The sequence below is a fragment of the Marinobacter xiaoshiensis genome (assembly GCF_031631795.1).
Classification (GTDB): Bacteria; Pseudomonadota; Gammaproteobacteria; order Pseudomonadales; family Oleiphilaceae; genus Marinobacter; species Marinobacter xiaoshiensis.
Window position 1 is genome coordinate 73,346 of the sequence record NZ_JAVMBO010000007.1, and the last position, 23,003, is coordinate 96,348.

General features: G+C 54.4%; 16 protein-coding genes. 8 read left to right on the plus strand and 8 right to left on the minus strand.

Annotation, left to right across the window (positions count from 1 at the left end; translation table 11 throughout):
• Window positions 1-3 precede the first annotated feature (3 nt).
• From RKA07_RS04185 to RKA07_RS04195, 3 genes are read right to left on the minus strand one after another with little or no spacing between them, the layout of a single operon-like run.
• Window positions 4-1,620 carry an acyl-CoA carboxylase subunit beta gene (locus RKA07_RS04185; protein WP_200202601.1) on the minus strand — a complete coding sequence of 539 codons (1,617 nt, stop codon included), beginning with the start codon at window positions 1,618-1,620 and terminating at the stop codon, window positions 4-6.
• Window positions 1,621-1,630: 10 nt separating this feature from the next.
• Window positions 1,631-2,497 (minus strand): SDR family oxidoreductase, encoded by an 867-nt coding sequence (locus RKA07_RS04190; RefSeq protein WP_200202600.1) that lies wholly within the window; start codon window positions 2,495-2,497, stop codon window positions 1,631-1,633.
• Between the two features lie 23 nt (window positions 2,498-2,520).
• Window positions 2,521-4,317: an acyclic terpene utilization AtuA family protein gene (locus tag RKA07_RS04195; RefSeq protein WP_200202599.1), complete on the minus strand. Its 1,797-nt coding sequence runs from the start codon at window positions 4,315-4,317 to the stop codon at window positions 2,521-2,523.
• Window positions 4,318-4,473: 156 nt separating this feature from the next.
• On the opposite strand from RKA07_RS04195, the gene RKA07_RS04200 reads away from it, so the two are divergent.
• The 6 genes from RKA07_RS04200 (at window position 4,474) to RKA07_RS04225 (ending at window position 12,836) form a co-directional block, all read left to right on the plus strand.
• Complete coding sequence (locus tag RKA07_RS04200) at window positions 4,474-5,088, plus strand: TetR/AcrR family transcriptional regulator (protein ID WP_200369053.1); 615 nt, start codon at window positions 4,474-4,476, stop codon at window positions 5,086-5,088.
• 272 nt (window positions 5,089-5,360) lie between these two features.
• Complete coding sequence (locus RKA07_RS04205) at window positions 5,361-6,422, plus strand: hypothetical protein (protein WP_200369054.1); 1,062 nt, start codon at window positions 5,361-5,363, stop codon at window positions 6,420-6,422.
• 74 nt (window positions 6,423-6,496) lie between these two features.
• Complete coding sequence (locus RKA07_RS04210; protein ID WP_200202596.1) at window positions 6,497-7,507, plus strand: putative solute-binding protein; 1,011 nt, start codon at window positions 6,497-6,499, stop codon at window positions 7,505-7,507.
• 15 nt (window positions 7,508-7,522) lie between these two features.
• Window positions 7,523-9,574, plus strand: a complete 2,052-nt coding sequence (locus RKA07_RS04215) for a TRAP transporter large permease subunit (protein WP_200369056.1) — start codon at window positions 7,523-7,525, stop codon at window positions 9,572-9,574.
• Between the two features lie 83 nt (window positions 9,575-9,657).
• Window positions 9,658-12,321 (plus strand): S8 family serine peptidase, encoded by a 2,664-nt coding sequence (locus RKA07_RS04220; RefSeq protein ID WP_200369057.1) that lies wholly within the window; start codon window positions 9,658-9,660, stop codon window positions 12,319-12,321.
• On the plus strand, window positions 12,318-12,836 hold the full coding sequence (locus RKA07_RS04225; RefSeq protein WP_200202593.1) for a protease complex subunit PrcB family protein: 519 nt from the start codon (window positions 12,318-12,320) through the stop codon (window positions 12,834-12,836). Before RKA07_RS04220 ends, RKA07_RS04225 begins: the two co-directional genes overlap by 4 nt.
• Here the strand turns inward: RKA07_RS04225 and torD are convergent.
• From torD to RKA07_RS04245, 4 genes are read right to left on the minus strand one after another with little or no spacing between them, the layout of a single operon-like run.
• On the minus strand, window positions 12,825-13,496 hold the full coding sequence (torD, locus tag RKA07_RS04230; protein WP_200202592.1) for a molecular chaperone TorD: 672 nt from the start codon (window positions 13,494-13,496) through the stop codon (window positions 12,825-12,827). The genes RKA07_RS04225 and torD overlap by 12 nt on opposite strands.
• Window positions 13,493-15,961 carry a trimethylamine-N-oxide reductase TorA gene (torA, locus tag RKA07_RS04235; RefSeq protein WP_200202591.1) on the minus strand — a complete coding sequence of 823 codons (2,469 nt, stop codon included), beginning with the start codon at window positions 15,959-15,961 and terminating at the stop codon, window positions 13,493-13,495. Before torA ends, torD begins: the two co-directional genes overlap by 4 nt.
• Window positions 15,962-15,976: 15 nt before the next feature.
• The gene (torC, locus tag RKA07_RS04240) at window positions 15,977-17,164 is read right to left on the minus strand and encodes a pentaheme c-type cytochrome TorC (protein ID WP_200202590.1); all 1,188 of its coding nucleotides are present in this window, start codon (window positions 17,162-17,164) and stop codon (window positions 15,977-15,979) included.
• A 58-nt stretch (window positions 17,165-17,222) separates the two neighbouring features.
• On the minus strand, window positions 17,223-17,414 hold the full coding sequence (locus RKA07_RS04245; protein WP_200202589.1) for a periplasmic nitrate reductase, NapE protein: 192 nt from the start codon (window positions 17,412-17,414) through the stop codon (window positions 17,223-17,225).
• 221 nt (window positions 17,415-17,635) lie between these two features.
• Between RKA07_RS04245 and parE the strand changes: the two genes are divergently transcribed.
• The gene (parE, locus tag RKA07_RS04250) at window positions 17,636-19,531 is read left to right on the plus strand and encodes a DNA topoisomerase IV subunit B (RefSeq protein WP_200202588.1); all 1,896 of its coding nucleotides are present in this window, start codon (window positions 17,636-17,638) and stop codon (window positions 19,529-19,531) included.
• A gap of 102 nt (window positions 19,532-19,633) precedes the next feature.
• Window positions 19,634-21,409 carry an SLC13 family permease gene (locus RKA07_RS04255; RefSeq protein WP_200202587.1) on the plus strand — a complete coding sequence of 592 codons (1,776 nt, stop codon included), beginning with the start codon at window positions 19,634-19,636 and terminating at the stop codon, window positions 21,407-21,409.
• A gap of 6 nt (window positions 21,410-21,415) precedes the next feature.
• Here RKA07_RS04255 and RKA07_RS04260 read toward each other — a convergent pair whose 3' ends face one another.
• A complete protein-coding gene (locus tag RKA07_RS04260) occupies window positions 21,416-22,696 on the minus strand; it encodes an EAL domain-containing protein (protein ID WP_310965663.1) in 1,281 nt (426 codons plus the stop codon).
• Between the last annotated feature and the right edge of the window lie 307 nt (window positions 22,697-23,003).

Consider the following 23,003-nt stretch of genomic DNA (forward strand, 5'->3'; position numbering starts at 1 on the left):
CGATCAGAGCCGCGCTACGCCAAAGGTGTTGGGCCGGAGCTGGCGCGCATCGGCTTCCCGGAACATGTCGAGTACCAGTGCCACCACTCTGCGGGTATCCCGTGGATCAATCAGGCCGTCATCCCATAAGCGGGCTGTACCGAACAGGGCTGTTGAACCATCTTCCAGTTTTTTGGCAGTGGCTTGCTCCAGGAAATCGAGGGTTTTGGGATCGGGCTCTATGCCGCTGCGGCGTTGTTTGTCTTCCGCAACAATGCGCATCACCTTGCCAGCCTGGGCTGGGCCCATAACGGCGGTTCGGCTGTTGGGCCAGGCGAAGATGAAGCGGGGATCAAGGCCGCGACCACACATGGCGTAGTTGCCGGCACCGTAGGAGCCGCCGATCACCACGGCGACTTTAGGCACGCGGCAGTTGGCAACAGCCTGAATCATTTTCGACCCATGCTTGATGATGCCGTTTTGTTCGGAGTGTGTGCCCACCATGAAGCCAGTGGTGTTATGCAAAAACAGCAGCGGTGTGCCTGCCTGATCGCACAACTGAATGAACTGTGCCGCCTTGGCACTGCCGGCTGGAGTGATCGGGCCGTTGTTGCCAATGATTCCGACAGCGTGTCCTTCTATGCGGATGGTGCCGCATACTGTCTGGCTGTCGAATTCATTTTTGAAGTCCATAAACCTGGAGCCGTCACCAATGCGCGCCAGAATCTCACGCACGTCGTAGGGCTTTTTGGAGTCTGAGGGGATAACGCCTAGCAGCTCTTCTGCAGGATAAAGAGGTTCATCCCATGTCAGCTCGCGCTTTGGCGGGAGATGTTCGTTCCAGGGCAGGGCTTCCAGGATATTCCGGGCCTGACGGATGCCGTCTGCGTCGTCTTCAGCCAGGTATTCAGCTGTTCCTGCGACCTGTGCGTGCATTTCTGCACCACCAAGCTCTTCGTCATCTGCTATTTCACCGGTTGCAGCTTTTAGCAACGGAGGGCCGGCCAGGAACATTTTGGCCTTACCGCGGATAGCAATTACATAATCAGATAAGCCAGGCTGGTAGGCGCCGCCGGCAGTGGCGTTGCCGTGTACTACGGTGACCTGAGGAATGCCAGCAGCGGACATGCGGGCTTGGTTGGCGAAGCCCCGTGCGCCCTGCACAAAGATATCCGTAGCGTAGTTCAGGTTGGCGCCACCGCTCTCGGAAAGTGAGACAACCGGCAGTTTGTTCTCTTTCGCGATCTGCTGCAGGCGCAGGGTTTTATCCAGGCCTGCTGGCGTAATAGTGCCACCTTTGATGGCGCTGTTGCTGGCGAGAATCAGGCAGCGGATACCGCTAACGGTCCCTATGCCTGCAATGATGCCGCCGCCAGCCATGCTGCCGTCCTTGTCATCGTGCATTTTGTAGCCGGCCAGAGAACACAGCTCCAGGAACGGTGTGCCGCGATCCAGCAAGCGGTTGATGCGATCCCGGGGCAGGAGTTTTCCGCGCTTGGTAAACTTTTCCCGTGCTGCTTCTGCCAGGTCGAGAACTTTTTGTTCTACATCACGGAAGGTCCGGATGTGTTCTTCCATAGCCTCGGTGTTACCACGGAATTCATCCGATTGCGGGTTAACGCTGGTTTCCAGTGTTTGCATAAACGTATCCTCAATCCTCGCTGAGCACTTTGGGCGTTACAGCCCGGTGGAAGCCATTGAAGGGCTCATTGTTTTTTGCTTTGGGCAGGGGCCATATCCGGGAGCCTTGGGACGCCGCACCGTCTATACGCAGGCAGTCGCCGCTGATGAAGGAGGCGCCAGGGCTCAGCAGGAAGCAGATTGCCGCACTGATTTCAGATTCAGTACCCATCCGCTTGATGGGTACATTATCGCCAAGGCTGCGAATCCATTGCTTCATGTGTTCGGGATAGTTATCCATGCCGCTGGAAGCGATCCAGCCTGGTGCTACCGCATTCACCCGAACGCCAGAGGTGCCCCATTCCACGGCGGCTGTCTGGGTGAAGTTCACCATGCCAGCCCGTGCTGCACCTGAGTGCCCCATGCCGGGCATGCCGCCCCACATATCTGCCACAATGTTTACGATGGAACCGCCGGTCTTTGATAGCGCCTGGGTGTAGGCCTCTCGCGCCATCAAAAAGCCGCCAGTAAGGTTAGTGCGAACAACTGTTTCCCAGCCTTTCTGGTTGATTCCTGCCAGAGGAGAGGGGAACTGGCCGCCAGCGTTATTGACTACGCCGTTTAGGCCGCCATGCTCTTCAATAATCGCTTTTACCGTGGCTTTAACGGATTCTTCTTCACGGATGTCGCACACGTGAGCTGAGGCAATGCCACCGTCTTCAAGTATCTCTGCTTTTACAGCTTCAACTTTTTCGACTTTGCGCCCGACAAGCGCCACTTTGGCGCCCAGAGATGCGAGTTCGTGGGCCGTGCAGCGGCCGATGCCGGAACCGCCACCTGTTACGATAAAAGTCTGGCCCTTGAATAGGTCTGGGCGGAAAACCGATTGATAGCTCATAACTCCAAATCCTTCTTAACTGTTCAGGAGGCCGCTAGACCGGCAGGAACGGGCACCGGAAATTCCAGCAACTGCTGAGCAAACGCTTTGCCCTGCGGATCAATGCGCAGGCTGGCAACGCCACCACCACCCAAACTGTGCTCCAGCAGGAAGTTGAATGCGTGGAGCCCGGGTAGGGTCCAGCGAGTAACCTTGCCGCTTTCCGGGTTCAGCGTGTGTTCCATCCATTCGGCCACGGCTTCTTCGCTCAGCGCGGCTGCAATAAAAGGAACGAACTCGGGCTTGCGAGCAATAACGCCAATGTTGCTGTGGTCACCTTTATCGCCGCTGCGTGCCCAAGCCAAGTCAATCAGGGGCACAGTGGTATCGGTTGCCGACGCGGCTTGAATCGGGGCTTGATCCTTGATCATGCCGGGCTGGAAGCCGCCCGCGGTATCTATGGAAACGGGGGTTACCTCGCCGTTCAGGTCAACAGAGACGGCAACGTCGCTCTTGGGAACCAGGCAGGAATAGAGCCGGATTTTTGGCCAAACGGATGGGCGCCCACCCACAATGCCGGTCAGGCCCGGGGCCATGCCGGTGGCGGCTTGCGCGATTTCTCGGGAGAACAGCACCAGCGCGCCTTTCTTTGGGTGGGCAGCGCTGATTTTAACGATGATTTCCCGGCTGCCATGGCCGCGACCTTGCTTACCGTATGTGGTTTCCGTGCCCAGCAGTTCGACACTGGTTTCGGTGTAGTCACCCAGGCCGCGCTCCTGGAACAGGCGAGAGGTTTTGGTGAGGATGGCGTCGGCTACCGCTTGGGCTTTTTCAGGAGCGTCAATGCCAGCAAGCAGGAAGGTTGCTGTGCATTTGAAGCCATCGGGCCAGGTGCCAGATACCTTGTAGCTGTCGGTGGGTGGCAAGCCGCGGGCGCCTCGAACGGTTACACGGTCAGGCCCGCTTTCTATGAGCTCAACATCCGTAAAGTCGCAGGTTACATCGGGCAGTAAATAGGCGCGGGGATCGCCAATTTCGTAAACCAGTTGCTCAGCAACGGTGCCACGACTTACCAGGCCTCCAGTGCCTTCCGGCTTGGTAACAACGAACTCGCCGTTTGCGCTAACTTCAGCAATGGGGAAGCCCATATCGGCGAATCCATCAGCAACGTCTTCCCAGTCGGTAAAATTGCCGCCGGTAGATTGCGCTCCGCACTCCAATAAGTGACCGGCGAGACTGGCTTGCGCCAGTTTGTCGTAGTCTTTCCAGTCCCAGCCGAACTCGTGAACCAGAGGCGCAAGCACCAAAGCACTGTCGACCACACGGCCAGTAAGAACAATGTCTGCACCCTGGTCCAGGGCAGCTGCCAAACCAGATGCGCCAAGGTAAGCGTTCAGGCTAACCATCATTGCGGGCATAGGTGCACCGGTAGCCATTTCGGTGATGCCAGCTTTGCTCAGGGCCTGTTTCTGGGGAAGCAGGTCATCCCCGAGTACCAGGGCAATTTTCATGTCTACACCGGCTTTTTCGCACAGGGCTTGCAAGGCATCACGACAGGCTACCGGGTTCACGCCACCAGCATTGCTCAGTACGCGAATTCCTTTCTCTTTGATGTCGGCCAAAAGCGGCCCCATAACAGTTTCAACAAAATCCCGCGCATAGCCCTGACTTGGGTCTTTCATCTTCTGGCCCGCCATGATCGACATGGTGACCTCGGCCAAATAGTCGGAGACCAGGTAATCAATATTACCTTTGTGAACCAGTTGCGCTGCGGCCGTTTCAGTGTCGCCCCAGAAAGCGGAGGAACAGCCGATCCGGATAGTCTTCGGTGAATTCGTCATGTCTGTGCATCCTGTAGCTGTGTTGCCGTGAATACCAAGAATATGTGCCGGCAACTGTTGAACCGTTGACAAGACGATACCAAGCAAGCGCTTGGTTTGTAAACAGGCAAATCTAAGGTAGAATGCAGATTCTTTGTAAAGCCGCTGGATACGCCCGTGAATCAAGAAAAAATACTTCAGTCACTCATCGCCGATAACCTGGTGTCAGCATCAGACAGTGCCCGCGGACGGCTGCTTCGGGAAGCCGCGCGTTTGTTCCGCGAAAAAGGTTATGAACGCACCACTGTGAGAGACCTTGCCGCTGCGGTGGGTATTCAGTCGGGAAGCCTTTTTCATCACTTCCGTACCAAAGAAGAAATTCTTAAAGCAGTGATGGTTGAAACGATCAGGCTGAACACCGCCGTGATGCAAGCAGCCATGAGTAAGGCGACATCCAATCGGGAGAAGCTGAGGGCGCTCATAAGCGCAGAGCTGGAATCTATTAATGGCCAGACCGGGGAGGCGATGGCCGTTCTGGTATTCGAGTGGCGCAGTTTGTCTGAAGCTTCCCGGGCAGAGGTGCTGAAGCTTCGCGACATATACGAAGCTTTGTGGCTGGACGTGCTACGTGGGCTTAAAGAAGAGGGTGCGCTTAAAGCGGATCCTTTTGTGGTGCGCCGTATGCTAACCGGCGCACTGAGCTGGACCGTAACCTGGTATCGACCGGATCGTGGCGGCTTGACCCAGGATGGTTTAACCGATCAAGTGGTGGCAATGCTTGGCTTGAGCTAGCGGCTGGATCGGCAGATTCTAGTGAGAGCATGCATTTTGTCAGTAAATTAATTTCAGGATGCATGCGAAGGTTCGTTTTCGAAGTTATTGTTTTAAGTCAAAAAATCTCATCAAACAGCGGTCCGGATCAGGCCATTGGCCTGATCAGCATGGGCAGGCCGGCAAACGAGCCATTTTTGTAGGACAGCTTTCAACGCACTCTTGCTCCCGGAATGACAGAACCAACTGTCTTCCTCATAGATAAAAACAAAGCAGAGCAGAGTGACTTAATCATGTCCATATTGGCAACGTATGCAGGTCGTCTTGTGGCGGCGCGCAACAAACTGGCTTTACTGGCAACGGTAGTATTGTTTGCAGGGTGTTCGGCAAACCCCATACACAAAGTCACTGGGACTGTGCTGGCGAATTACGCTGAGAGTGAAGCCACTCCTTACGTTATGCAAATGTCCGACCCGAAAATGGCGTGTGCTCTTGGGGAGGGTGTTGACCCCCTGATCTACTCCTTTTCGCGGATCAATGATGCGCCGGATACCAGTGGATCGTTGCTGATGCTGTTGGCGGCCAACTGCATGGAATACCGTGCCTGGGAAGCCGAGCTTGATTACCTGCGGGCAGATTATGAAGGTAATGTGCCTCAAGCCAAAGACGCCCGTGAACGAGCCAAGCGCTTTTACGCACTCACCGCAGAGCGTCGGTTGATCGCCTTCCAAAGAGCCATGGCGGCCTACGATTTTGATCCTGCCAAAGAACCCCTTGAATGTCCGTTTCTGTTCAGTGAGCAAGACGAGATTACCTTTCTGCTTGGATTGCTGACCGGGTTGCAAGCGGTTGTAAATGATGCCAACTCAGGTGCGCGTGCGGGAATACCGCGCAATATAGCCCCTCAGGCAGAGCGCGCGGCAACCTGTATTGATAACGAAAAAACAGGTGGGTTGCCCAACGCCGTTCGCGCCATGGTTTGGCTGTTGCTGCCAGACACCCGTCCAGAACTCTCCCCCGACCCCTGGAAAGTGCTCGAAAACAGTTCTGCTATGGGCGTGAAAGCAGGTATGCGTGCGTCAATGGCACTTGAGGCTGTTGCTGCAGAAACCTTCGGACGCACAGATGTTCTGGCTGACGTGATTCACCGTTTTGCGGAAGCTGACGACACCATTGAGGTGTGGGAAAAGTATCGCCTGGCTGATTTTGTGGCTGAATACATTATCCAGTTTTCGTCAGACAAATACTGGACGGCTGAATATGGCTACCGTACACCGCAGGCGTTCTTCGGAAAAATGAGCTCTGAACAAAATAACGAAAACATTGAGACTATGAGCCTGGACGGCTTGCTCTGAACGGGCAGCTCCAGCGCATGTGCTCGATCGCTTATTGAACTCACTATAAACATAAGAATGAATCGGAGATTGTTATGATCCGCAAATCCCTTACAGCCCTGACACTCGCTGCCATCACACCCATCGCCTCGGCCCAAACCGTAAAAATGTGTGTTTTCGATGTGATTGGTGCGAACGGTGATATGTTCAATATGGTTAAGGACTATGCGCTGGAGATGAAGTCTCACGGTGTGGATTTCGACCTGAAGCCCTATACCGATGAGGGTGTTGCTGTAGGCGACTTCAACGCCGGCCAGTGTGATGCAGTTGCTGCCACAGACATTCGCACCCGACCATTTAACCGCTTTACGGGAACCGTTAGCGCTGTTGGTGCAATCCCCAGCTATGATGATCTTAAAACCCTTCTGGCGACATTGGCGCAAGCTAAAGCGGCACCGCTTATGAAGCAGGATGGTTATGAAGTTTTGGGCATTGTGCCCGCCGGTGCAGGGTATTTGTTTGTTAACGACCGCAGCATGGATACTGCAGGCGATCTGGCGGGCAAGCGTATGGCGACTTTGGACTATCAGAAAGACGCAATACACATGGTGAACTTTATTAAAGCCACGGTTGTGCCTTCAGATATCACCAATTTTGCCGGTAAGTTCAACAATGGTTCGGTTGACACAGCTTACGCACCTGCATTTGCCTATGAGGCGCTTGAACTCTACAAAGGCATTGGCGAAAAGGGTGGCATTGTGGATTACCCATTGGCGCAGCTCACTATTCAGGTGATTGCTCGCGAGGGTGTTCTTGATGATGCAACGGCGCAGGCATCCCGCCAGGTAGCCTGGGATATGTACCCGCAAGCCATGAATCTGATTAGCCGGCAGGAAGCTGCCATTCCTGAAGATAAGTGGGTTCGCATTTCTGAAAAAGATGTTGAAGGTTACCAGGAAATGTTTCGCCAGAACCGCATCGAAATGCGCGATGGTTTGAACGGTGCACCGGATGTATACCACCCGAAAATGCTGAGTCTGCTGAGCAAGATTCGCTGTTCCAGCAATCCATCTGCTTCGGAATGCACCTCGGAAAACCGGGAATAACAGGGCGGGATTGGCATGAACTGGCAAGCATTAACTGCCCCTGCCGCAAGAGCCCTGTACCCCGTGCATAAAGTGCACGGGGCCATACTGCTCTTGCTGCTATTTGTGACCCTTCTTCTGGGAATGGGCAATTCCCTCCATTCCCGCCTGCTGTGGGTTGGTGAGCAGACATGGCCGAATTATTATCTGCTGAATCCGGATGCAGTAGAGCCCTCCTGTCGTATGGAAATGGATGTCGAGGCAGAAGTCCGCAAGAGGGTAGATGCTTATAAGCCAGATCCGGACGATCTGTTTGATTCCCCACCTAACCCCCAGGCTATCCGCACATCGCTGGAGCGAAATCTGGCGCTTTGCGCGGAGAGCCATGCTGCGTACCAGAACAATCTTGAGCACGCTACGCCCGCGTTGGGCGTATTCAAAACGGTTGAGCAGGGCTTGGCATCTTTCCTGCTGGATAATATTGAGCTGACCAAATATCTGTTCATCGCAATTTTTGCGATGGCAGCAGCTGTGGCAGCTCTGGATGCCGATCATATTGCACTGCGACTTCCCAGAAACCGCTCAGAGTGGCGCTTGAGTCAGGGCGTGCAGTTCCTGGTGAACGGTATGATGGTGTTCTCCATGGATGCGTATCTGGGCCGCCTCGCCAGCTCGCCCGGGGCTGAGTCTACAGCCACGTTACAGCACGCCTGGACGGGCGTGTTTGGCCTGTTCATGGTGATCAATGCTCTGCGCTTTCTGAAAGTGCCCGAGCACATAAGAGCGGGTGGGCTGACGCTGTCTTCGGGGTTGGTCGTGCCGCTGTATTGCACCATGGGCCTGATTGCGATGGGCTACTTTTTCTTTGTAGATGGCTATGCGTCTGGCCTCGCTATCTACTTCGGCATGATGTCCAACCTGTCTTCGATGTTTATCAACATCGGTCTCTATGTTCTGGTGGGTATGGTTCTGAAACAGACTCGCTTGCCAGAGTTGCTGTTGAACGTAATCAAGCCGTACAACTTGCCGGCACCCATGCTGGCTTCAGTCATTATCTTTGCGACGGCCTTTCCGACCGCTTTTACCGGCGCATCCGGTATTTTCATTCTTGCCGTTGGTGGCGTGGTTTACGATGAGTTGCGCCGGGCAGGTGCAGGGCGGCAACTGGCACTCGCGACCACGGCCATGTCGGGAAGCCTGGGCGTTGTACTGAATCCCTGCTTGCTGATTGTTGTGGTTGCGGCCCTGAACAAGGAGGTTACCACCACCGAAATGTACGATTGGGGCTTCTGGGTGTTCATTATGTCTGCTTCTTTGTTCTCAATCATCGTATGTAAAACGGAAGGCAACTGGCGGCCTCGCCCGGCTCCGGGTGCTTTCAGGGCCTCGTTGCAACAGCTCAAACCCCTGATGCCCTATGTGGCCCTGGCTGTGGCTGTCATATTCACCATTTATGTGGTTCTGGGGTTGTCGTTCAACGAGTACAGTGCGCCAATGATCCTGCCGTTGGTGATGCTTGCGCTGGTATTCCTGGATGCCGATAGCAGCAGTCGTGAAGACAACGAGTCCCGCATACAGGCATTCTGGGGACGAAGCTGCGCGGCAGCCAGTGATTCGGCCGTGCACATTGGTGCTCTGCTGGCCTTGATCGGCTTCTCTATTTGCCTTGGAGGCATTCTTGAGCGGTCTGACATTGTTCATACTCTGTTCCCGGAGCATCTGACCAGTCCATGGCTTGCGATGCTCGTGATTGTGCTTCTGTTGACGGTCATCGGCATGGTGATGGACCCATTTGGTGCCGTCATACTGGTGTCGGCAACCGTTGCACAACCGGCGATACAGTTGGGTATTGACCCATTGCACTTCTGGATTGTTTGCCTGGTAGCATTTGAGCTGGGGTATCTCAGCCCGCCAGTGGCTCTGAACCACTTGCTTACCCGACAGGTTGTCGGGGAGAGCGAAGTGTTGGCAGCGGAGCGTGTTGGTTCTTTCTGGCATCGCTACGAGCGATTACTGTTGCCTATAGCCGTAATGGGGCCGACGCTGCTGTTGGTAGCGTTTGTTCCAATGTTGTTTTACGCCCTGTAGATCGAGTTGGGAAACCCCGCTCTGAATTCGAACTACAATGAGAGGAAGCATGTCTCATTGAATTGCGATTTGGAGCGGGCGTTATGGTTTATAGAGCTAATAGGATTGCTACCGCTTTGGCGCTCTCGCTAATCCTTGGCGCCTGTGGAGGATCATCTCCCTCTGGTGAAAGCGGAGATGGAGGCAGCGATGTATTGCTTCCGCCGGCGAGGATTGTTTTAGCTGGCACCATAGGTGTTGAGGCCAACACACGGGTTGACGCTGACACTGCAGATGGCCTCGTTCTTGGCGAACTCCCGTTGACGGAGCCCCAGCTGCTGCCTGCCTCCTTTATTCTCGCTGGGTATGTAAGCTTTAGGGACGAGTCCCGCGGCACCAATAGTCCTTTTGATGATTTCCCGAAGGACCCGGAGGATCAGTTTCGGGTGCCATTTGAGCCGGGAGAGCGTTTGTCACTGCGCACCTTCAGTGAGATGGCTGGCGGGCCTCTGGTAACACTGGCGCTACGCCGTCTGGATGGGACAGAGCTGGAATCGCAGACAACGGACCCGATTAACAAGATGTTTTCTGCCAGCGTCAGTCTGCCAGCCACGGAGGAGGCGGGCGACTATCTTGTGGTGGTTTCTGCAGATGATTTTGACCCTCCGCCAGTCCGTTATGTACTTTCGAAAACAGCCGGTGCGCAGTCTTTGGCATTGAACCTTGACTGGCCCAGGCACGCCTTTGTTCCAGGAAGAGCTGTTGTTGCCATGGCTGATTATGCAGGCACACCCATGTCTGCATCTAACCAGATTGCGGGCAATGTAATCCGGGCACTGGATCATCAGCACTGGCTGGTGACTATGCCCGCCAGTCGTATGTCCAGGCAATCAGCAAACGAACAGAATACTCTTGACTGGATTGATACGCTGAGACAACAGCCCGGAGTTGTGAGTGCGACACCTGACTATATAGTGTCGGCTCAAAGCCCCATGAATGAGCCGCTATATCCCAAACAGTGGCATTATGACCTGATCAATTTGCCTGCTGCATGGCAGCTTGTTCCCGGTGGAGGCGCCGGCGTTAAAGTGGCGGTGCTTGATACTGGGCTGTTCAGAGACGGGCTGGGCTGGCACCCGGATATAGCAGCCAATGTTGTTACCCTGATACCTGCCGGAGCAGACTTCGTATCAGCAGAATTCGACAATGATGTCCCGCCCGGCCGGGATGGTGACCCGAGGGATCCAGGCAATGCTGCGGGTAACAACGTGTTTCATGGGACTCACGTCGCAGGCACGGTCGTTGCCAATGCCACGAACCAGCTCGGTGGAACGGGCGTAGCCTTTGGCGCCGAACTGCTTCCAGTCAGGGTTTTGGGGGAAGGTGGTATAGGATCATCCACGGACCTGATTGATGCGATCCGCTGGGTTGGTTCTGGCACACCGGTGAAGGCAGACATCATTAATTTAAGTCTTGGCGGTTTGCCCGAAATACCCGCGTTGCAGAACGCTATTGATGAAGTTGTCGCTAATGGCGTGATTGTGGTGGCTGCGGCTGGCAACCAGGCAAGCTCTTCCCCAGCCTATCCAGCTGCTGCGGAAGGTGTGTTTTCTGTAAGCGCAGTGGATGCTGGTGGCAGCCTCGCCGGTTACTCCAATTTTGGCCCCTGGATTGATCTTGCAGCTCCCGGAGGCGATGTGCGCAGGGATGCAAACCTAGATGGCTTGGCTGATCTGGTTATCAGCTCCAGTGCTAGTCTTGGCCCCGACGGGTTTGAGCCGGATTATACAGGGCTGCAGGGTACTTCTATGGCGGCTCCGCATGTTGCGGGTGTTTTTGCCCTCATGAAGAGCCTCAAGCCAGATCTCAATACTGGAACATTGGTTTCCTGGCTTGCAGGAGGTCAGCTCACCACGCCTGTTCCCGGCGGCAGGTCAGGTGCCCTCGGGTACGGCACTATCGATTCGGCCAAGGCGGTATTGGCCGCCATCGATAATCCCTCTGTTACCATACTGTCCGCATCGCCTGCGGCAATCAGCCTGTCGTCGGAAACAAGGCTATCTCAGACTGTTGAGTTGCAGGTGCTGGGTGACCAAACCAATAATCTGGTGATTAATCCAACCATAGCGAGCCCGGCATGGCTTGATGTGACCCTTTCGGCGGTGCGGCCATTTTCAATTACAGTGACGCTTAATGAGCAGGCACTCGAAGAGGATGTTCCGGTACGCACCAGTCTGGAGGTGAACTACACAACCGATAGCACCAGAGTTCTTCACATTCCTGTGGTGGCTGAGCTGGTAACGGATGAAAATGCACGCAATGCGGGAAGGCACTTTGTATTGCTGGTATACACTGAGCCCAATGAACAAGGTCAGCTTGAAGCCGCTGCTCAGGTTTCCATGACTGCCGTAAATGGAACCTATCAGTTTGGTTTTCGTCTGAATGACGGAACGCAGGGCGCAAGCTTTGCGGATGTGCCCCCAGGCGATTACTATCTGGTCGCAGGCTCAGATCTGGATAATGACGGTATTATTTGCCAGTCGGGAGAGGCATGTGCAGAGTACCCGGTCACCGGCATGCGAGAGGTGATTACTGTCGATGAGAATACCGATCTGAAGGATATCCGTATGGCGACAGGCTATTTTCGCCCAACTATTTCCACAGCAACACCTGATGTACTGCCTCGTCCCGGATTTACCGGTTACAAACTGAAAATGCCACATTCGCATGGCGTGGCTGCACCCAAAAAAATCGGAGTTGAACGTTGATAGCAGTATTCAGAAAGGTGCTGGCAGGAGCGCCGTTGGTTACTTTGCTGACAGGGTATTTGTTGGCTGCGGGATGCGCATCTTCAGACGTTATTGAAACGGGGCCCGATGAGCTTTTGGCTCGGCAGGTTATCCAGTCCGCCCATTGCGGCCTGAGTGGCCCCGGACTGGCCTATGTTCAGACCCCCGAACGATTACAGCAGTTACTCGATCTGCCGGCTCAGAATATAGCCGTCCAGCAGCTGCGACAGGTGGACCTTGAAAAGGAACATCTGCTGTTTATTACCTTGGGCGAAAAGCCAACGGGCGGCTACAGTGTCAGCCTGGTTTCGGCGAAAGCTGAGGGCACCGGAAGCCCGCTACGGCTTGCTGTTGCCGTTCGCTCTCCGGCGCCGGGAACCATGACCACTCAGGTTATTACGTCGGCCTGTGTGGTGGTGGCGGTTCCAGCGCATGACTGGCCGGAAATCCGGGTGTCAGGCATTCGGGACAAGGATTTGGTTTTAGCGCCCTGAGACGGCTTTTTCTGCAATATTTATCGGCGTTTCGTCCAGCGCCGGTAAACCCTTCAAGAACTCAAGAAGTAGAACCGCTAAAGCAGGGTATAGATCGCTAACGGTACTAACCTTCTCGCAGCGCGCCGCAAATGCAGGCAGCCAGTTCAGCAGCTCTTCTTCAATAAAGGCTTTTATCTGATCCAGAGTAGGCCCGGATTCGGGCTTTTCTGCTTTGTTCAGAAAGGCGTCGAATCCTTCACCCAGATATTCAAGCATCACTGATAGGTGGTCGGATGGCTCCCGGAAGTCTGCCGAAACTTCTTGCTGGCTTGCGGCCAGCCGTTCCTGCATGCGTTCCTGCGGCTCAGCAAAAAACCGATTGCCCTCAGAGCTGTAAAAAGACGCATAAGGAGGGGCGCTGTTTTGCCCATCCATCAGGAACATGGCGGCGAAATCTGCCGCCAGTTCCAATCGCGAGTGTGATAGCAGAGTCAGGCCGGTAAATGCGTTGCGTAGCCGTTGAACAGCACTGGCAAGCCCCGGCAGCTCTGCCAGCGAGGAGAGGACGGCATCGCCTTCCCCCCGTTGGTACGCCAGTAACTGCTCCTGGGTCAGCTCGACCGCAAACAGGCCGGCAAACCAGTTGCAGAGCGCAGGATGGCGCCAGTCTGCATTCATACTTCGACCTCAATAGGGCCGCCAAACGAGGTGACTGCCGGTGCAGCTCCCTTGAACTTCTCCATATCAACCAGGCAAGTATTGGCACTGGTGGCCTGGGACAATCGTGAGGTGCCTATGTCCATGGTCAGGGTGTTGGGGTCGCCGTATGTGTCCAGTGAACCGATACTGGCATCTTCCGGGCCGTACCACGCGCCTTCCTGAATACGGATTACGCCGGGCGGGAAGTTGTCGGAGACTACTGCGCCAGCCAGCAATTGGCCACGGTCGTTGAACACGCGCACCAGATCGCCGTCTGCTATGCCTCGGGCTTTTGCATCTTCCGGGCCCATAAATACGGGTTCACGCCCCTGAACAGTATAAGTGGCACGGAACTCTTCCGATTCGCACATTTGTGAGTGCAGGCGGTTGTCCGGATGCACTGATTGCAGCCACAAGGGGAACTTGTCAGAGCCCGGGCCACCGTGTGATCTCTCGGCTTTCTCCATCCAGCTGGGATAGGCCTTGCAGTCGTCATAGCCGTAGCGGCCGATTTTTCGGCTACTGATTTCAATAAAACCGGAAGGAGTACCCAGCGCGTTCAGTTCCGGGTCTTCCCGGAAATCGGCGTGCCGCACCCAAGGCTTGCCAGCCCCAAAGTCGACATAGCCAGCTTCCCAGAACTCTTCGAATTCCGGCATCTTGAAGCCGGCTTTCTGGTTTTCATCCCGGCAGGCATTGTATAGATGGCGCAGCCACTGACCTTCGTCCATGCTGCGACGGTATTCTTCATGGCGACCAAAGCGGCGGCAGAGTTCTGTGAATATGTCGAAATCCGTGCGCGAATGGAACAAAGGGTCCACCAGCTTATGCATGGCCAGCAGGCCGCGGTTGCTGTAGGAGCCGTAAATATCGATATCGTTGCGTTCAAACTGTGTACATGCGGGCAACACCAAATCCGAGAAGCGGCAGGTGGCGTTCCACGCAAAATCGATGGTAACCGCAGTCTCCAGCTTGCGATAAGCCTTCTTCATGCGGTTTCGATCCTGATGGCGATGCCATGGGTTACAACCACTGAAGACCACCATACGAATTTCGGGGTAGGTGACTTCGCTGCCGTTGTATTCGATTTTCTCTCCCGGAGACAGAATGCTGTCAACCCAACGCGCAATCGGAATGGTGCTGCTTGCACCTTTGTAATCCATGCTTGGGTGTTTGGGCTCTTTACCCGCATCAATGTTGCGCGGGAAGGCTCCTGGCGCACTGGCACCCGAGGCAGATACTCCGATTGAGCTGTAGTGGTGGGCGTAGCTGATGCCGCCGCCTGGCAAGCCAATCTGGCCGAGCATGGTGGCGATAACAGCACCCATCCAGTAAGGCTGCTCGCCATGCTGTTGACGCTGAACCGCCCAGCCAAAGAGAAGCTGTGTGCGATCCGAAGCCAGCAGGCGGGCAAACTCACGAATTTTGTCTTCATCTATCCCGCAAATGGCTGACGCCCAGGCCGGGGTTTTCTCAACCTTGTCGTCGGTTTCGCCCATCACATAGTCAATGAAGTCTTTGAAGCCCAGCGCGTAGGTTTCGATGAACTTCTTGTCGTAGAGGTTTTCACTATACAAAGTGTGGGCGATGCCCAGCATGAAGGGTACGTCGGTCATCGGATTGACGTATAGCTGCTCGCAGCCCAGATAGTTTTGGGTCTTGGAGCGAACCGGGTCGACGCTGATTACACGGATACTACCGTCGGCAACCTTGCCTTTCAGTTGTTCCAGATACTCGTAGGATTCGTGGGTTTCGCAGTTCCAGCCAACCTGCAGGTTTTTGACCGGGTCATTGGCCCACAGAATGATGGTTTTACTGTTATCCAGAATCAGCGGCCAGGATGTGCCCTGGCTGTAAACTTCAGTAGAGCCTAAAACATAGGGCAGAATGCCCTGGGCAGCGCCGGTGGAGTAGTCGCCAATTGTTGCGACTGAGTTGCCATGCATGCCGAGGGCTCGAGCCATGTGGTTACCGCAGCTGTGCACCTGTCCGGTCTGACGCCATCCGGTGGAGTGGTGCAGGGCAGCCGGGCCGTGGGTGGTTTGCACCCGCTCCAGCTCTTCATAAAACAGATCAAGGGCTTCGTCCCAGGTCAGTCGCACAAAGCGGTTGTCGCCACGCTGAGTGCGGTCGCTGTTCTCGCGATTCTTCAGCCAATCGATCCGGGCCATGGGGTATCGAATGCGGGAAGGGTTGTAGATAACACCCATCACGCCTTTGATCATCTCAGTCGGGTACTTGTCCTGCTCAAACGGCTTGATTTCAGCAACCTTGCCGCCTTTCACCAGTGCCTTGATGGCGCCCCAGTGTGAGCCGGTGGTTTTCCAGGACCCCTCAGCAGATACGGCAGCTTCGGCTGCCCGCATTAACAGGCCCGGGCCGAGCATGGCCCCTGCTGATACGGAGGCCAGTCCTTGCATAAATTGTCTGCGTGTAATCGCCATGGTATGCCTCAAAAGTCAGTGTGCGTTCTCAGCAAAATCGGAAGAGTGCAGCTGCAGGTACTTCAGTACCAGCGCTTGGGTCTCTGCGTTCATATTGGTGAAACCGACCATGCCAGAGAACATTGCTGGCCAGGTGTTGGCGTCAAAATGTGCAGGTGCGGGCTCGCCATGGCAAACGCTGCAGCCATCGGAATATGTCTGGTCAGCATAGCCCCAGAGCGCATCACGATCTGGGAGAAGACCGCCCTTTTTCGCCCACAAGGTAATGTCTGCCTGCTCCCAGGAGAGGCCTGTTAAATCGTCCACTTTGTTTTCGCCCACATCGAAACGGGCGTCGTCAGTGGCAACATCTTTTTCGAGAACCGCACTGGCTACGTTAAGGCCGAAGCCTTCGTACATGATGCGGCCGAAACCTTTCTGTTTGCGCCATCCAGACACCTGAACTTCCAGAGCATCACCTTTGGTGCTAATCAGGTTTACAGACGAGGCAGGATCTAGGTAGCCAGCCAGGTTCTGTAGTTCGGGGTCTGTGTAAAGATCAACTGATGTGACCGTGTAATAGGTTTCTCCGGTTGACAGGCGCGCGCCAGCTGCCTGCTCCATCAAGCGTGCAAGTGCCGGGTCAACTCCGGTGTTCATCTCTTTGGGCAAATTGTGCGCAATACCTTTGTGGCAATCGAGGCAGCTTTGGTTGCGTTCAGCAGCGGGCTTCATGAAACGGCGGGCTTCGTCGCCCATCTTGTCCCAGTCCATGCTGTCGTAATCGTGACAGTTGCGGCATTCCAGCGAATTGTTGGCCGAAAACCTGGCCCACTCATGCTGGGCAAGCTCCAGGCGTTTGGCTTCGAACTTTTCGGGGGTGTTGATGGTGCCAAAGATGGCGCCCCACACCTCTTTACTGGCTTGCATTTTCCGCGCAATCTTATCTGTCCAGTTGTGCGGAACATGGCAATCAGGGCAGGTAGCGCGAACCCCCGTTCGGTTTTCATAGTGCACAGTGTCCTTAAGCTCTTCATAAACGTTGTCTTTCATTTCATGACAACTGATGCAAAAGGCTTCGGTGTTGGTTACCTCCAAAGCTGTGTTGAAGCCGCCCCAAAAGATAATACCGGCAACGAAACCAGTAATGATGACCAGCCCCAAGCTGATGTGGACTGGCGGGCGGTTGAGAATTCGCCAAAAGGATTTTATGCGCTTTAACATGAGGTTCTGCCCGAGTCAGATTTTTGTAGTTTGTAACCGAAGTGGTTGGTGGTTGGATTCATGGGTGGCCAGGGGGACCGAAGAACATTTGTCCAATCCAAACAGCAAAACCATAGCCACCCACAACGGCAACGGAGGTTGCTGGCAGGATTACAAAAGTCACCATTAATAGAGCCCGCCACTCCCGGGCTTTGGTTATTGGTGCACCATCTTCATCGGTCGTTGCCGAAGTAACAGGCTGATCGCCCATGACCATACTCCCTCTATATTATTTATATGCTCTTTCAACTCTGCGCTTATAACAGGGGAGTGTAGTTGATATTTGTCATTTATTCGCCGTGATTGTTGAGTCGTGACTGTTTCACCAAAGTATGGCCTTGGTGCAGGAACCGCAATCAGCCGTTGATCTTTGGCCGCGAATCCATAAGCTATGGGAACGAATTTTTCTTCCTGCGGAGTCACGTCCAGCCTATGAGTGAGCAACAATACAACGCCGATGCCATTGAAGTACTGAGTGGCCTGGATCCAGTGCGTAAGCGCCCTGGTATGTATACAGACACCAGTCGCCCGAATCACCTGGCCCAGGAAGTCATCGATAACAGTGTGGATGAAGCTCTGGCTGGCCACGCTCGCCGCATCGATGTGGTGCTTTATACCGACGGATCCTTGAGTGTTGAAGACGATGGCCGGGGTATGCCGGTTGACCTTCACAAGGAAGAAGGGCTGTCCGGGGTTGAGTTGATCCTGACACGGTTACATGCAGGCGGTAAGTTCTCCCAGGGTAACTACAACTTTTCAGGTGGCTTGCACGGTGTTGGGGTGTCGGTAGTTAACGCACTGTCAAAACATCTTGAAATCAGCGTAAAACGCGATGGCCAACTCCACCACATGACCTTTGCCAATGGCGAGAAGGCCACTGAGCTGGAAGTTATCGACACAGTTGGTAAGCGAAATACAGGCACACGCATAAAATTCACGCCGGATACAAAGTATTTCGACAGCCCGAATTTTTCTGTGAGCCGCCTGCGCCATAACCTGCGTGCCAAAGCGGTGCTTTGCCCTAGCCTGACAGTAACCTTTACGCAGGAAAAAACTGGCGAAAAAGATGAGTGGTTCTACGAGGAGGGGCTTCGTGATTATCTACGCTCTGCCTTGGTAGATGTAGAGGTGGTTCCTCTGGAACCCTTTATCGGGAGTTTTTCCAGTAAGAATGAAGCGGTTGACTGGGCTATTCAGTGGCTTCCGGAAGGCGGCGAAGCGGTCATGGAAAGTTATGTAAACCTGATTCCAACCATTCAGGGAGGCACCCATGTAAACGGCCTGCGTACCGGGCTGCTCGAAGCCATGCGGGAATTTTGCGAGTTCCGCAGTTTGCTGCCAAGGGGCGTCAAGCTCTCTCCCGAGGATATCTGGGAAAAAGCGGCTTACGTGCTTTCCTTCAAGATGCAAGAACCGCAGTTTTCAGGGCAGACCAAAGAGCGTTTGTCGTCGCGGGAGGCTGCAGGTTTCATTTCCGGTGTAGTCAAGGATGCCTTCAGCTTATGGCTGAACCAACATACTGATGTGGCTGAAGTGCTGGCGGAGTTGTTTATCAGCAATGCCCAGCGCAGGCTAAAGGCCAGCAAGAAGGTGGCCCGTAAAAGAGTAACATCCGGCCCGGCTTTACCGGGAAAGCTGGCGGACTGCTCTGGTGGTGATACCGCTCGCTCTGAACTGTTTCTGGTTGAAGGGGATTCTGCTGGAGGCTCTGCAAAACAGGCCCGCGATCGTGAGTTTCAGGCGGTGATGCCATTGCGCGGTAAAATCCTGAATACTTGGGAAGTAGATTCCAGCGAAATACTGGCTTCCCAGGAGATCCACGACATTGCTGTCGCCATAGGCGTAGACCCCAACTCGGATCAGCTTGGGGGCCTGCGTTATAACAAAATCTGCATTCTTGCGGATGCTGACTCTGATGGCCTGCACATCGCAACCTTGTTGTGCGCTCTGTTCCTCAAGCATTTCAGGCCCGTTGTTGCTGCAGGCCATGTGTTTGTCGCCATGCCACCGCTTTACCGTGTGGATCTTGGTAAGGAAACTTTTTATGCCCTCGACGAGCATGAGAAACAAGGAATACTGGATCGTATTGAAGCCGAGAAGCGCAAAGGCAAGATTTCGGTAACCCGCTTTAAAGGGCTGGGTGAAATGAACCCGTTGCAACTCCGCGAAACCACCATGGCACCCGATACTCGTCGTCTGGTTATGCTGACCATTGAAGAGGGTGACGACACAGACAGCCGAATGGACATGCTTCTGGGCAAGAAGCGGGCGTCAGATCGGAGAGCCTGGCTGGAGGCCTACGGCAACATGGCGGATGTTGGGGGTTAGTCGATCGATATTCTATTTGGACCTATAAAAAGACATTGTTATTCTTTTTAATTTGTCTTGAGGCTCGTTATCCTGCCGGTTTTATGATCGGGAAATACCGTAATGGACTGGCAGGGATGGTTTGCGCTCGGCATGGCCGGCGCCGCGCTTATACTTATGAGTTCAGGACGCTATGCGCCCCACCTGGTTCTGATGGTTGTGCTTATTGCGCTCAGTGCCAGTGGCATTATTTCGGCTGGTCAGGCCCTTTCGGGGTTTAGTAATACAGGCCTGATCACTGTTGTAGCTCTATTTGTGGTGGCAGCAGGTATTCATCATTCTGGTGGGGTCGATTTACTGGTCCGGCACCTGCTCCGAAACCCCAAAACTGTTCGCTCAGCGCAAGCGCGCATCACTCTGCCGGTTGCCCTGCTGAGCGGCTTCCTCAACAACACCCCCGTTGTGGCAACCATGATTCCGGCGGTTCATGCCTGGTCCAGAAAGATCGGCATCGCGCCCTCCAAACTGATGATCCCCCTTAGCTATTCCGCCATCCTTGGTGGCACGCTCACCATGATTGGCACCAGCACCAACCTGGTCGTTAACGGCCAGTACGAACAACTCACGGGTGGCCCCGGGCTGTCCATTTTTTCGATCACCGCGGTTGGTTTGCCTGTGGCAATTCTGGGTATTGCCGCAATCCTTCTGTTCATGCCTCGCGCTCTTCCAAATCGTGAAGATCGGCACAAATTTGGCTCCATGAGGGAGTTCACTCTCGAGGTGGCGGTTGCCATTGATGGGCCACTGGTTGGTAAAACGGTAGGTGAGGCGGGCCTGAGGGAGCTGGACCGGCTCTATTTGGTTGAGATAGAGCGTGATGGCAGCGTAGTGACTGCGGTGCCATCCGAAGAGCGCCTGTGTGGTGGCGATCGCCTTGTATTTGCGGGGGATACCCAGGCAATCTCCGATCTGCTTCGGATTAACGGTATTGTGCCTTCAGAGCACGCAGATGAGCCCAGCTTGAGTCAGCATCGCGCTGAACGCTGTCTGATGGAGGCGGCCCTGTCTCCGCAATCAGAAGTGCTGGGATTGACCATTCGTGATGCGCGGTTCCGGGAGCGCTACGGGGCGGTAGTTTTGGCTGTTGCCCGGGGTGGTGCCCGAGTATCAGGGAATCTGGGTAATATTCAGCTCAAGCCCGGCGACGTGTTGTTACTGGAGGCCCGGCCCGCGTTTGTAAGTCGCCAGCGTTACAACAAGGATTTTCTGCTTATTAACGACCTGGAAACCGAGGCGCCCAGACACAATCGTGCCTGGCTGTCCTGGGGGATCCTGGTTGTGCTGGTGGGGCTGGCAGCTTGCGGTGTTCTCAGCATGCTGAATGCCGCGTTACTGGGCGCAGCGCTGATGATTATGACTGGCTGTTGCTCTGTAGGGCAGGCACAGAAGTCCGTGGACGTTCCGGTGGTGCTTACTATTGCGGCTTCCTTTGCACTGGGTGCTGCATTGCAGGAGACCGGAGCAGCCACATTCCTCGCTGGAGCGATTCTCGGCCTGAGCAAAGGGCATGTTTTACTGGCTCTGTTTCTGGTTTATTGTTCGGTATCGGTGCTTACAGAGGTGATCACTAATAACGCAGCAGCTGTATTGGTCATTCCGGTGGTGCTATCAATGACCAATACGATGGGAGTTGCGGCTGAGCCTTTTGTGATTGCGGTAATGATGGCAGCTTCGGCCAGCTTCGCCACGCCTTTGGGGTATCAAACCAATATGATGGTGTTCGGCCCCGGGGGGTATCGGTTCGGGGACTTTGTGCGTGTTGGTTTGCCGATGAATGTGTTTATTGGGCTGGTGTCTGTGGCGGTGATTGCGATGGTGTACGGAGTCAGCCCGGGTTAATGGTCGTTACTGCGGGGCGTTGGCCAGAATATCGCAGCAAAGCACCCTCTGCTTGTCGTGATGAGTGAAGCACAATGACAGGGTGACGCACATATAAGCGCCGGTTACACAAAGATAGGGAGCGGTAACGTGGAGTTTGCCAGGCTGAGCCAGCGCCTGGCGAAGATACTGTTGCCTGTACCAGTCTGCCTTGCTGGTGCTTTCCAGCGGCTTGAAGCGCGGATCCAGCCCCCGGCTTCCTGTATCCGATATCAGTGTATCTTCTATCTGAACCCCTTGGCTATCTGCCAGGTAACAGCGTGATACCGGGCCGTGATTCAGCAACTCCCTGCACGCTTGTGCCATACAGGTGTCAGCCTGCAGCAATTTGGTGGCGTTTTGAAAATCGTTCCAGAAGAAGTCTGCCAAATAACGGGTCGGGTCCTGGGTGATTTGATGTCTTGCTTTGTAGTCCTGCAGCAGTTGATCGAAATCCGTCGGTGCATCAGAAAGGCTGGCCAGATCTGTACTAGGCCGGCAGAAGTAGAATCCCTGAACAAAGTCCACGCCAGCATCGATAGCAATCATCGCCTGATCGCTGGTCTCAACACCTTCCAATAATACCAGGCACCCGGATTGATGCAGCAGCGAAACAATGCCGTTCAGAATCTGTCGTGCCTTATGGTCTTCAGTGGCTCGCGTCAGTAATTTACGATCCAGCTTTACTATGTCGGGTGACAAGTTCCAGATTCGTTCAAAATTCGAGTGTCCAGCGCCAAAGTCGTCAATGGCTGTAAGACAGCCAAGCTCACGATAGTAGGCAACGGTGTCGCGTAGACGATCTGCGTCGTCTGTTGGCTGTTCAACAATCTCGATGACGATCCGGTGGGGTGGGAGCTTCGTTTTTACCAGCAGGTTGCCAAAAAAAGAATCTGCTTGGCTGCCGCTGGTTACAGCCCGGGGAGAAACGTTCAGGAACAGCCAGTTAAGCTGGTCTTCGATGCCGCTGTAATTCTGCATATGCAGGTATCGGCAAAGCCGGTCAAGCAGAAGGTTTTCTGCATCAGACGATGGAAGTTCAAAGAGGTGTATGGGCAGAACGTTCGAGAGGTCCGGGTCCTGCGCCCGTATCAGCGCTTCGTAGCCAATGGTTCGCTTGTGAGAAATGCTGTAGATCGGCTGGAGGGCCGTTCTCAAGGTAAGTCCACGAAAGCCCGCTGTCCAGGAATCGCCATCTCTGCGGAGCATCGGTGATATCAGATCAACCTCGGGATCCGCCAGCGTTTCCGGGATTGCTTCAGGCTGCATAGTGTATTTTGAATCATTGAACGAATACATCAGGTGCTACTGTAAAATCGCACTTGAACGATCACTGACCAGTGTTGGCTATGAACTGGAAAAGCCAGAGTAAACTGATAGTTGGAGGGAGGTTGCCAAAAAAAGAATGGCATTACCACTGTTTCATGAATAAATTTGAAACAGGTTGTAAGCTTTGTGGAGTCTGCACTGTTTAGCGGTGGTTTTGGCGGCTCTTTAAGACAAGAGCCGCCAAATAATCAGTTGTTGCTCGGGATTACAACAGATTCGTCGAATTCAAGTTCCATGTCGTGTTCTC

Excerpts from the sequence above, each read along its gene's own strand:
- RKA07_RS04185 (WP_200202601.1), bottom strand. The coding sequence starts at position 1,620 with ATGCAAACACTGGAAACCAGCGTTAACCCGCAATCGGATGAATTCCGT.
- RKA07_RS04190 (WP_200202600.1), bottom strand. The coding sequence starts at position 2,497 with ATGAGCTATCAATCGGTTTTCCGCCCAGACCTATTCAAGGGCCAGACT.
- RKA07_RS04195 (WP_200202599.1), bottom strand. The coding sequence starts at position 4,317 with ATGACGAATTCACCGAAGACTATCCGGATCGGCTGTTCCTCCGCTTTC.
- RKA07_RS04205 (WP_200369054.1), top strand. The coding sequence starts at position 5,361 with ATGTCCATATTGGCAACGTATGCAGGTCGTCTTGTGGCGGCGCGCAAC.
- RKA07_RS04210 (WP_200202596.1), top strand. The coding sequence starts at position 6,497 with ATGATCCGCAAATCCCTTACAGCCCTGACACTCGCTGCCATCACACCC.
- RKA07_RS04215 (WP_200369056.1), top strand. The coding sequence starts at position 7,523 with ATGAACTGGCAAGCATTAACTGCCCCTGCCGCAAGAGCCCTGTACCCC.
- RKA07_RS04220 (WP_200369057.1), top strand. The coding sequence starts at position 9,658 with ATGGTTTATAGAGCTAATAGGATTGCTACCGCTTTGGCGCTCTCGCTA.
- torD (WP_200202592.1), bottom strand. The coding sequence starts at position 13,496 with ATGAATGCAGACTGGCGCCATCCTGCGCTCTGCAACTGGTTTGCCGGC.
- torA (WP_200202591.1), bottom strand. The coding sequence starts at position 15,961 with ATGGCGATTACACGCAGACAATTTATGCAAGGACTGGCCTCCGTATCA.
- torC (WP_200202590.1), bottom strand. The coding sequence starts at position 17,164 with ATGTTAAAGCGCATAAAATCCTTTTGGCGAATTCTCAACCGCCCGCCA.
- RKA07_RS04245 (WP_200202589.1), bottom strand. The coding sequence starts at position 17,414 with ATGGGCGATCAGCCTGTTACTTCGGCAACGACCGATGAAGATGGTGCA.
- parE (WP_200202588.1), top strand. The coding sequence starts at position 17,636 with ATGAGTGAGCAACAATACAACGCCGATGCCATTGAAGTACTGAGTGGC.
- RKA07_RS04255 (WP_200202587.1), top strand. The coding sequence starts at position 19,634 with ATGGACTGGCAGGGATGGTTTGCGCTCGGCATGGCCGGCGCCGCGCTT.
- RKA07_RS04260 (WP_310965663.1), bottom strand. The coding sequence starts at position 22,696 with ATGCAGCCTGAAGCAATCCCGGAAACGCTGGCGGATCCCGAGGTTGAT.